A 9631-nucleotide genomic window follows, 5' to 3' on the forward strand; every position below is an offset into this window, starting at 1 on the left:
CCGATATTCGACTTCACCGACCCCAGCCAGACCGGTTGATCACCGGGGCGTTCCTGACCGTAAGTCGCCAGCAACGCCTGCGCCTCGATCGGATCACCCAGCCGCGTCCCCGTACCGTGCCCCTCCACCACATCCACATCCGCCCCGCCAACCCGCGCATTGGCCAGCGCCTGCCGGATCACCCGCTGCTGCGACGGACCATTCGGCGCCGTCAGCCCGTTACTCGCTCCGTCCTGATTCACCGCACTACCCCGCACCACCGCCAACACCCGATGCCCCAACCGCCGCGCATCCGACAACCGCTCCACCAACAACATCCCCACACCCTCAGCCCACCCCGTACCATCCGCACCCACCCCAAACGCCTTGCACCGCCCATCCACCGACAACCCCCGCTGCCGCGCAAACTCCAAGAAAATGCGTGGGGTCGACATGACGGCCACTCCACCCGCCAGCGCCATGGAGCATTCCTCGGCACGCAGCGCCTGGCAGGCCAGATGCAGGGCGACCAGCGACGACGAACACGCCGTGTCCACGGTGACCGCAGGCCCTTCCAAGCCCAGCGTGTAAGCGATTCGGCCCGAGGCGATGCTTCCCGCGCTGCCGGTGAGGATGAATCCCTCGGCGGACTCCGGGGGCCTTGAAGCGTGTCCGACGGGGTAGTCCGGTGGGTTGATGCCGGTGAACACGGCGGTCCGGCTGCCGCGTACGGAGGATGGGGCGATGCCGGCGTGCTCGAAAGCCTCCCAGGAGGTTTCCAGCAGCAGCCGCTGCTGTGGGTCCATCGCCAGCGCCTCACGGGGTGAGGTCTCGAAGAACTCGGCGTCGAATCCGGCGGCGTCGTAGAGGAAGCCACCGTGTCGCGTGTAGCAGGTGCCGGATCGGTCCGGGTTCGGGTCGTACAGCCGCTCGATGTCCCAGCCACGGTCGGCGGGGAAGTCCCCGATCGCGTCCCGCTCCGCCACGATCAGCTGCCAGAAATCCTCCGCGGACCGTACGTCGCCCGGGAAGCGGCAGGCCATGCCGACAATGGCGATGGGTTCTTGCTCCCGCTCGGTGACCTCGTAAAGACGACGGCGAGTCCGGTCCAGGTCCGCGGTCACTCGCTTCAGGTAGCTGAGGAGTTCGTCTTCGTGCACCAAAGTGGGATCACTTTCTCGAGCGTCCTTGAACACGCATGGCCGCTCGGCAGAGGCAGCAGACAGAAGCAGACGTTCATGGACTTATATGTCAGCGCGGAAGAACGACGGTCGCATTGGACTTGAATGCACCTCGAGCAGCGGCGCGAGCGCCGCCGGTCCGCGCCGAAAAGAGTCCGCGCCGAAAAAGGGTTCGACGCGCCGAGAAGAGCTCGACGCGCCGAAAGTGTTCGGGGAGACAGCTGGGCCCGCTGCTCCCACCACGGGGGTATGGGAACAGCGGGCCCAGGCGGCCGAGATGGTGGCCGGGTATCAGGTGCGGTAGGCGTAGTACGCGGAGTTCGGGTACGACGAGAGGAGGCTGGACAGCGACCGCCGGTAGGTGTCGGTGTCGTGGTAGGTGAGGTACGGGACGCCGCTCGTGCTCCGGTACGAGGTGATCATGGTGTGATCCTTGGCGCCATCCTTGTCGAAGTCCACCTGAAGGACGTCACCGATGTCCATCTGGTAGGCGTTCGCGAGGGCGGTGGTCCGCTTCGCGGTCTGCGTGAACCAGGACCACTCGTTGACGCCGATCCAGGTGTCGGACTGGCTCGACGTGTTGTACCACCAGGTGTCGTAGTCCTCGGTGGAGGTGGTGTCGTTTTTCCAGCCGCCCGCGTAGAGGGACTGGCTGATGTAGTTGGTGCAGTCCCCGCCTGCGCTGTTGAAGCGGCGGTAGGCGGTGTTGTAGTTCTTCCAGTACTTCTCGGCGTACGTCGCCATCGCCGCGTAGTTGTACGTGGTGCCGGTGCCGAGGTTCTTGGGCTTGGCCGGCGCCGGGTACGTGGTGGCGGCGCGGGGGGCGTCGATGATGGCGCTCGGGCGTACCGGCGCCGTGCTCGTCGCCGGGACGGGCTCGTTGATCGCGCGCGGGCCCTTGTCCGTGCGGCGGACGCTCATCAGCTGCCAGGTGCCGTCCGTCTGTGCCGTGAAGGTGAGTTCGTGGTGTGCGGTGAAGCCGGTGGTCGGGGGCTCGTCGCCGCGGATCTTCTCGTAGGTGAGGGTGGTGGCTTCGGTGACGCGGACCGTGGCCTTCCGACCCGCTACCCGGGTGCTGTCGACGGTGGTCTTCGTGTCGGCGTCGCTGTAGGCCTCGCCGAGCACGGCCAGCCGGGCGCGCGTGTCCTGCACGGAGGCCAGGCTGGCGCTCTCCGTACGGGAGGCCGCGGGCGAGAGCCGCACGTTGCCCTGCGACTTCTGTGCCGTGCGGGCGAGTTGGGGCCGGTCGAGCAGGGCGGTGGTGCGGTCGGTCAGTACGGCGTCCGCTATTCGGCCGAAGGACGCGATGGTCGTCTGCGTCGCCGCGGGCGCCGAGTCGTCGGCGGAGGCGGTGGCGGTGGCGTCGGCTGCGTGGGCGGCGGACAGGGGCAGCAGCGTGGCGGACAGCACTGTCGCGGCCACGGTTGAGTAACGGCTCAACGTCCGAGATCTCACTGGGATTCTCCTTGACCCCGGGTGGTCTGACCCGGGTGTCCGTCATCTTTGCACGTTCTCCTCAACCTCCTCAGTTGCTTCATGATATGTCCGGTCTGATGTGGTCACTCCGCGGTCGATCGCCGCGCCTGCCCGCCCGCCCCTACTCGCCGCCCCTGGACGGAGATGTCCGTGCCGCCTGCTATCCAGGAGCCATGGAAGACACGACGTACCCCGAATTGCTGGGGACCATCGATGAGTTCGCCGGGAAACTGGACCCGAAGGAGCAGGTAGCCCGCCTTTACGACCTGATGGTTCCGCTGCTCGACCGTGTTGCGCAGGAGGAAGAGGAGTTCAGCGACGAGCCTGTGCTGACGCCCGCGGATGTGGTGCGCGGGCTCCGTCAAGTTGCCGCAGGCGCGCTGGCCGACGTCGATGCGGTCTATGAGCATCTGACCGCCATGGGCCTGTACTACAGCGAGGATCAGGACCCGGAGCGGCATGTGGTGTCCCAGATGGCGTTTGCGGCGGCGGTCTGGCTGCGCCTGCTGACCGGGAGGGAGTTGCAAGCGACAAGCCTTGATGACGACGAGGATCTGGTTCCGCCGTTCGCCCCCTCGGAGTTCACGCAGATCATCGACCTTCTGGCCTGGACTCGATCGGGTCAGACGTACATGTTCTGGGGGGACGCCCTCACCGATCCCGACTTCTGTGATTTTCCGGCCGCTGTACGCGAGCTCGGGGCGATCCACATGGAGATCACGGCCTCAGGGCGCCGGAAGAATGGGTGAGGATGCTGTCATGGGTAACGCAACACAACACACCCTCCGTGGATTTGCGGAGGTTTTGGTCCGGCTGGGCATAGCGACGGAGGAGCAGGCCGCGGTCGGTCTGGCGGAAGCCGCCGGGATCGGCATGGACCTTGACGAGGACTTCGATAACCCCGACGAGCTGACCTTCCTGGTCGGCGAATGCGGCCTCGGCTTCCAGACGCCCGAAAAGGTACTGGGCTACCTTGAAGACGGATACGAGGAGTTGCTGCACGACGCGGCGGCGTGCGCGGGCGGCTCGGTGACGGTCGACGATGTCGAGCTGGTGAAGGATGAGGACGGACAGGAGTATCTGCACTTCCGGCGCAATGGCCGGTCGATATGGCACCCGGCGGAACACCTCTCCGACAGCACGCGCTACATGGACTGGAACACCGCCTTCGACGCCATAGGCGACCTCGTGCCCGGCAACGACGATCCACGGGGTTTTTACCAGCTGGACGAGGATTCCTACGACGCCTGGTGGCTTCTGCTCACGCCCGAACAGGCCAAGGGGCTGGAGGAGTTCGGTCTGCCGTTGCCGGTGGATGTCGGCAATTGGGTGCGTGACAAGACGCCCACGGCGGAACCTGCGACGTTCGCGTGGTATGTGGAGGACGACCGTCTGCACGCCAGTGAGGAGTCCCGCCGGTGTCTTGATGAGTGGCTGACCACCATGGACGCCGCTCTGGACCGGTGGCGTACGGCCCATCTGCCAGATGACTTCCCCTTCGACTACTCACCGGACTCGCTCTTGGCGCTGGAGCGGCTTGTGCTGGACCGTTTCGACTGCCCCGCCTCCCTGGAGGTGGCGGCCGATGCCGGAGACGAGTTCCACGCGGGAGCGGTGCGGTACATCGGCGAGACCGCGCTGCGGATGTGGCCGTGCCGCTGGACGTACCGGCACTCCGACGACTCCTTGATGGTGTTCACCAACGAGCCGATGATCTGTCCCAACGCCCCGCAGAGTTTCGCATGGGATGTCTCTCCCCGCTACGCGCTGCACACCCTCGTAGAAGACCGCACGCCTCATAGCGTGCGGGAGTACCTGGGCACGGTCGGGGACGCGATCGACAGCTACCACAAGGCGCTCCGCGCCCGCGCCCGCACCCGCTAGCCGACCAGTTTCCAGTGGCGTCCGCTCGTCACGCCCGCCAGCTGTACCGGCGCTCCGGCCGGCCGGCGCTGCCATAGCGCAGCGCCACATCGGCGTGGCCGGTGTCGTGGAAGTACTCCAGGTAGCGGCGGGCGCTCACCCTGGAGACGCCGGTGGCGGTCGCCGCCTCGGTGGCGGAGAGGGTGCCGTCCGCGTCGCGGAGCGCCCGCTCGATCAGGTCGGCGGTCTCCACGCTCATGCCCTTCGGCAGGGCGTTGCCCGCCGCGGGTGCGAACGCCCCGGCGAGGGCGCGGTCCACGTCGGCCTGGCCGCGGACGATGGTGGTGAGCAGGCGCCCGCGCCGGGTTGCGTACCGTTCGAGGCGGGGCTGCAGGTCCTCGTAGTCGAAGGGCTTGAGGAGGTAGTCGACGACGCCGTGGCGTACGGCGTCGCGCACCGCCTCGGCCTCGCGGGCCGCGCTGATGACCAGGACGTCGCAGTCGTGTCCGGCGGTGCGCAGCCGCGGGATGATGTCGAGACCGAAGACATCCGGCAGGTACAGGTCGAGCAGGACGAGGTCGGGGCGCAGCTCGTCCACGGCCTTGATCGCCTGCTCGCCGGTGTGGGCGGTGCCGACGACCCGGAAGGAGGGGACTCGTTCGACGAATGTGCGGTGGACCCGGGCGACCATGAAGTCGTCGTCGACGACCAGGACGTCGATGGTGCCGGTCGGCTCGGTCATGGGGTAGCTCCTTCCGCCACCGCGCCGGTGGGGTGGCCGACGGACATGCGCGCGGTGAACATGGCGCCCTCGGCCGTATTGGTGACCGCGATCTCTCCGCCGCGGCGCTCGCAGACGAGACGGGTCAGGGCGAGCCCGATGCCGCGCTCGCCCTCCTGGGCGGCCTTGGTGGTGAAGCCGTGTGCGAAAACTTCCTGCGCGAGTTCGGGGGCGACGCCGGGGCCCGAGTCGCGGACCACGATCTCCACGCTGGCTGCGTCCTGCCGCAGTTCGACCTCCACCCATGCCTCGTCACGCGGGACGCCGCCGTGGAGTGAGTGGTGGAGCGAGCCGTCGGGCTCGCCCGCGGTGGCCGCGTCGATGGCGTTGTCGACGAGGTTGCCGACCACGGTCGCCACGTCGGCGGCGTCTTCCGGGGCGAGGCGGCCAAGACCCGTACGGTCGGAGATGCGCAGGGCCACCTTCCGCTCGGCGGCCTGGGCGGACTTCGCCATCAGCAGGGCGGCGACGGCGGTGTCGCGGACTCGGCGGCCGACGGTCATGTCGAGTGACTGGCGGCGCTGGTTCAACGCGCGGATGTAGCGCACCACCTCGTCCTGCTCGCCTATCTGGATCAGCCCGGAGATGGTGTGCAGCTGGTTGGCGAACTCATGCGCCTGTGCGCGCAGCAGCTCGGAGGTGCTGCGGAAGGAGCCGATTTCGCGCTCCAGGTGGGCCAGTTCCGTGCGGTCGCGCAGGGTGGCCACGGAGCCGAGCAGCCGTCCGTCCTTGGTGACCGTCATCCGGTTCATGACCAGGACGCGGCCGTGGCGGACGACGACCTCGTCACGCGCGCCCGCGGCGGTGTCCTGCGCACCTGTCAGCACGTCGAGCAGCCGTCCGTCGATGCCGAGCTCGGCCACGGTCCGGCCCACGCTGTCCTCGGGCAGGTCGAGCAGCCGTCTGCCCACGTCGTTGACGAGGGTGAGGCGGTGTTGTGGGTCCAGGGCGACGACGCCCTCGGCGATGCCGTACAGCATGGCCTCGCGGTGCTCGGCCAGTCCGGTGATCTCGCGTGGCTCCAGTCCGAGTGTCTGGCGTTTCACCCGCCGGGCGAGCAGCCAGGAGCCGACGACGCCGAGCGCACTGGCGACGCCGAGGTAGATCAGCAGATACGAGGAGGCGCCGCTGAGCCGCTGCCACACCGTCGGGGACGCCTCGCCGACCATGACCGTGCCCAGCCTCCGGCCCACGTCGTCCCCCGTCGTGCCGAGCACCGGCACCTGGGCCACCAGCTCCCGGTTGCCGTCCCAGGCCAGCGAGCCGGACCAGCCCCGGCCCGCGCCGACCCCCGCGCCCAGCGGCAGCCGGTCGCCGACCACCGTGGGGTTCGTCGAGCTGACGACGCGGCCGTCGCGGTCGGCCACCGTCACCGAGGTGACATCGGACTGCACCTGTGTGGAGTGCACCAGAGGGGCCAGGGCCTCGGCGGGCGCGGGTTTCATCAGCCGGCTGTGTACGAGCGGGTGGGCGGCCAGCTGCTCGGCCAGCGCGCTCACCCGCCGGCCTTCGACCCGGTTGAAGGTGGCCTCCGACTGTGCGAGCGAGACCGCGGCGACCGCCAGCAGCACCACCACGACGATGGCGAGCTGGAGCACCAGCATCTCGCCCGCGAGCGTTTGGCGACGGAACGCGGCGACCACAATGAACTCAATCTCTCCTGGTGACACAACCTGGGCGACTCTCCCGCCAGGCCGCACAATCATGACGTCCGCCGTGCGAGAAGCGAAAGGGAGGTGCCATGAGAGGACGTACCCGAGCCCTGTCGGGCACCGTCGCCCTCCTGCTCTCGCTGGTTCTCGGCGGCTGCGGCGCATGGCCGGACACCGGAGCGGCCGATGACGGTCTGCGCATTCTGGTGCCCAATACGGCCGGGGGCGGGTACGACACCACCGCTCGTACGGTGGCCCGTGTACTGGAGGAAACCGGCACCGCCTCGGATGTGCAGGTGTTCAATCTGCCGGGTGCCGGTGGAACGGTGGGTCTTCAGCGGACCGTCAACGAACGAGGCAACGGCCGGCTCGCCCTCCAGATGGGCCTCGGGGTCCTCGGCGCGTCGCATGTCGTGCACGCACGGGTGACCGTACGGCAGACCACCCCGATCGCGCGGCTCATCGAGGAGCCCGAGGCGGTGGTGGTCCGCAAGGACTCGCCGTACCGCACGGTCGAGGACCTGGTCACCGCGTGGCGGACGGGCCCGCGGCGGGTCAGGGTCGGTGGCGGCTCCTCGCTGGGCGGCCCGGACCACCTGTTCCCCATGGAGCTGGCCAGGACCGTCGGCATCGCTCCCCGGCAGGTGAGGTATGTCTCCTACGACGGTGGTGGCGGTGATCTGCTGCCCGCGCTGCTCGACGGCAGGGTCGACTTCGCCACCAGTGGCATCGGCGAGTTCCTGGACCAGATCCAGGCGGGCCAGCTGCGGGTGCTCGCGGTCACCAGCGACCGGCCGGTGGCCGCGCTGCCCGGTGTGCCGACCCTGAAGGCGTCGGGCATCGACCTGGTGTTCCACAACTGGCGGGGGATCGTCGCCCCGCCCGGCATCGGTCCCGAGGACCGCGAGCGCTGGATCCGGGCGCTGACCGCGCTGCACTCCTCGCGGCAGTGGAAGGCCGAGCTCACCCGGCACGGCTGGACCGACGCCTTCATCACCGGTGGCGCCTTCGGCGCCTACCTCGAGCGGCAGGACGCCGCGGTGGCCGATCTGGTCACACGCCTCGCACTCGACTGACCGACTCTCCCCACGGTGCTCGTCCCGCAGGTCACGCGCGCCTTCTTTCCGCCCCTTGGTTCGTATACGCGTTCGAAAGGTATTCCGTATGACCACACACACCTGGTGGCTGCTGCTGATCCTCACGGTGGCGATCGCCGCACTGATCTACCTGATCAACTCACGGCTGCGCGTCCACCCCTTCGTCGCACTGATCGTCGTGACCGTCGCCACCGGACTCGCGGCCGGCGAACCGGTGGCCAAACTGATCGACTCGATCGAGGAAGGCGCGGGCGGCACCCTCGGAGACGTCGGTGTCACGCTGGCGCTGGGCGCCATGCTGGGCCGGCTGCTGTCCGACTCCGGCGCGACCGACGCCATCGCCCGCGGCCTCGTCGAACGCGCCGACACCCGCAGGCTGCCCTGGCTGGTCGGCGCGGTGGCGTTCGTCATCGGCATCCCCATGTTCTTCGAGGTGGGCCTGATCGTGCTGCTGCCGCTGATCTTCAGCGTGGCCCGTCGGCTCGAGGACCAGGGCGGTACGAAGGGCAGCCCGTACGTGCTGCTCGGCGTTCCGGCCATCGCCTCCCTGTCCACCCTGCACGGCATGCTGCCGCCCCACCCCGGCCCGCTGACCGCCATGACCGGCCTGCACGCCGACCTCGGCCTCACCCTCGTCGTCGGCGTCGTCTGCGCCATCCCCACCGTCATCCTGGCCGGCCCCGTCTACGCCCGCTGGATCGCGCCTCGGCTGCCCGAGGTCCGCCCGGATGCCGAGCTCGTGGCCCAGTTCACCGGCAGCGGACAGGGACCCGCGGCGCCTTCGTCGGGGCCCGGCGCGCAGTCGCGTACGGACGCGGCTCCCCGCTCCGGTGTGTCCGTCGGCCTGGCCGTGGCGGCCGTGCTCATTCCGGTCGCACTCATGCTGCTGCGTACGCTGGCCGAAACGCTGCTCGACGAGTCCAGCGGGCTGCGCGCCGGCCTCGCCTTCGCGGGGGAACCGCTGGTGGCGATGTTGGCCGGTGTGCTCTTCGCCCTCGGCGTGACCATCGTCGGCGGTGGCCGCTCGGGGGAGGAGACCCACGCCTCCCTGACCAACAGCCTCAAGTCCATCGCCGCGATCCTCCTCATCATCGGCGGTGGGGGCGCGTTCAAGCAGGTCCTTCAGGACTCGGGCATCGGCGACGCCATCGCGTCGGCCGCCGAGGGAGCCCATATCAACGTGATCCTGCTGGGCTGGCTCATCGCGCTGCTGCTGTCGCTGACCACGGGTTCGGCCACCGTCGGCATCGTCTCCGCGACCGGTATCGTGGCCCCGCTGATCGGTGGCGGCGGAGGCATGGAGGCATCGCTCCTCGTGGTCGCGATCGGCGCCGGGTCCCTCGGCCTCAACTACGTCAACCACGCCGGTTTCTGGCTGGTGAAGGAGTCGTTCGGCATGGACCTCGCCCAGGCCGCCAAGACCCAGACCGTCGTCCAGACCCTGGTCAGCGTGCTCGGCCTGCTCATGGCCCTGCTGTTGTCGGTGTTCGCCTGACCCCGGTCGGCCGTCCTGGGCGAAGACCCACGTGGACGGCGCGCCGTCGGGGTACATGACCTGCAGCGGCCTCGGCGGGCCGTGCGGCAGCCGGCGATCGCCGCGCG

Annotated in this window: 8 protein-coding genes; 4 read left to right on the forward strand and 4 right to left on the reverse strand. The window is 69.0% G+C overall.

All coding sequences use genetic code 11. The features are described from left to right. Both ACWDSL_RS49475 and ACWDSL_RS49480 read right to left on the reverse strand, forming a co-directional pair. The coding region (locus tag ACWDSL_RS49475; protein WP_450495849.1) for a beta-ketoacyl synthase N-terminal-like domain-containing protein at nt 1-1142 on the reverse strand (1142 nt) is incomplete at its 3' end. 309 nt (nt 1143-1451) lie between these two features. Continuing rightward, nucleotides 1452-2600, reverse strand: a complete 1149-nt coding sequence (locus ACWDSL_RS49480; protein ID WP_450495851.1) for an amidase domain-containing protein — start codon at nt 2598-2600, stop codon at nt 1452-1454. A gap of 209 nt (nt 2601-2809) precedes the next feature. Here ACWDSL_RS49480 and ACWDSL_RS49485 point away from each other — a divergent pair, with 209 nt between their 5' ends. Next, nucleotides 2810-3385: a hypothetical protein gene (locus tag ACWDSL_RS49485; RefSeq protein ID WP_450495853.1), complete on the forward strand. Its 576-nt coding sequence runs from the start codon at nt 2810-2812 to the stop codon at nt 3383-3385. A gap of 10 nt (nt 3386-3395) precedes the next feature. Further along, on the forward strand, nt 3396-4520 hold the full coding sequence (locus ACWDSL_RS49490) for a hypothetical protein (RefSeq protein ID WP_450495855.1): 1125 nt from the start codon (nt 3396-3398) through the stop codon (nt 4518-4520). 28 nt (nt 4521-4548) lie between these two features. Here ACWDSL_RS49490 and ACWDSL_RS49495 read toward each other — a convergent pair whose 3' ends face one another. Then, on the reverse strand, nt 4549-5241 hold the full coding sequence (locus ACWDSL_RS49495) for a response regulator (protein WP_450495856.1): 693 nt from the start codon (nt 5239-5241) through the stop codon (nt 4549-4551). Continuing rightward, on the reverse strand, nt 5238-6923 hold the full coding sequence (locus tag ACWDSL_RS49500; RefSeq protein WP_450495857.1) for an ATP-binding protein: 1686 nt from the start codon (nt 6921-6923) through the stop codon (nt 5238-5240). Before ACWDSL_RS49500 ends, ACWDSL_RS49495 begins: the two co-directional genes overlap by 4 nt. A gap of 98 nt (nt 6924-7021) precedes the next feature. On the opposite strand from ACWDSL_RS49500, the gene ACWDSL_RS49505 reads away from it, so the two are divergent. Continuing rightward, complete coding sequence (locus ACWDSL_RS49505) at nt 7022-8008, forward strand: Bug family tripartite tricarboxylate transporter substrate binding protein (protein WP_450495859.1); 987 nt, start codon at nt 7022-7024, stop codon at nt 8006-8008. A gap of 88 nt (nt 8009-8096) precedes the next feature. After that, nucleotides 8097-9524, forward strand: coding sequence for a GntP family permease (locus ACWDSL_RS49510; RefSeq protein ID WP_450495861.1), 1428 nt, complete (start codon nt 8097-8099; stop codon nt 9522-9524). Nucleotides 9525-9631 lie beyond the last annotated feature (107 nt).

It is taken from the genome of Streptomyces sp. NPDC000941 (genome assembly GCF_053599555.1).

Bases quoted from the DNA above. Each gene is read 5' to 3' on its own strand.
- ACWDSL_RS49505 (WP_450495859.1), top strand. From the start codon at position 7,022: ATGAGAGGACGTACCCGAGCCCTGTCGGGCACCGTCGCCCTCCTGCTC.
- ACWDSL_RS49510 (WP_450495861.1), top strand. From the start codon at position 8,097: ATGACCACACACACCTGGTGGCTGCTGCTGATCCTCACGGTGGCGATC.
- ACWDSL_RS49485 (WP_450495853.1), top strand. From the start codon at position 2,810: ATGGAAGACACGACGTACCCCGAATTGCTGGGGACCATCGATGAGTTC.
- ACWDSL_RS49495 (WP_450495856.1), bottom strand. From the start codon at position 5,241: ATGACCGAGCCGACCGGCACCATCGACGTCCTGGTCGTCGACGACGAC.
- ACWDSL_RS49490 (WP_450495855.1), top strand. From the start codon at position 3,396: ATGGGTAACGCAACACAACACACCCTCCGTGGATTTGCGGAGGTTTTG.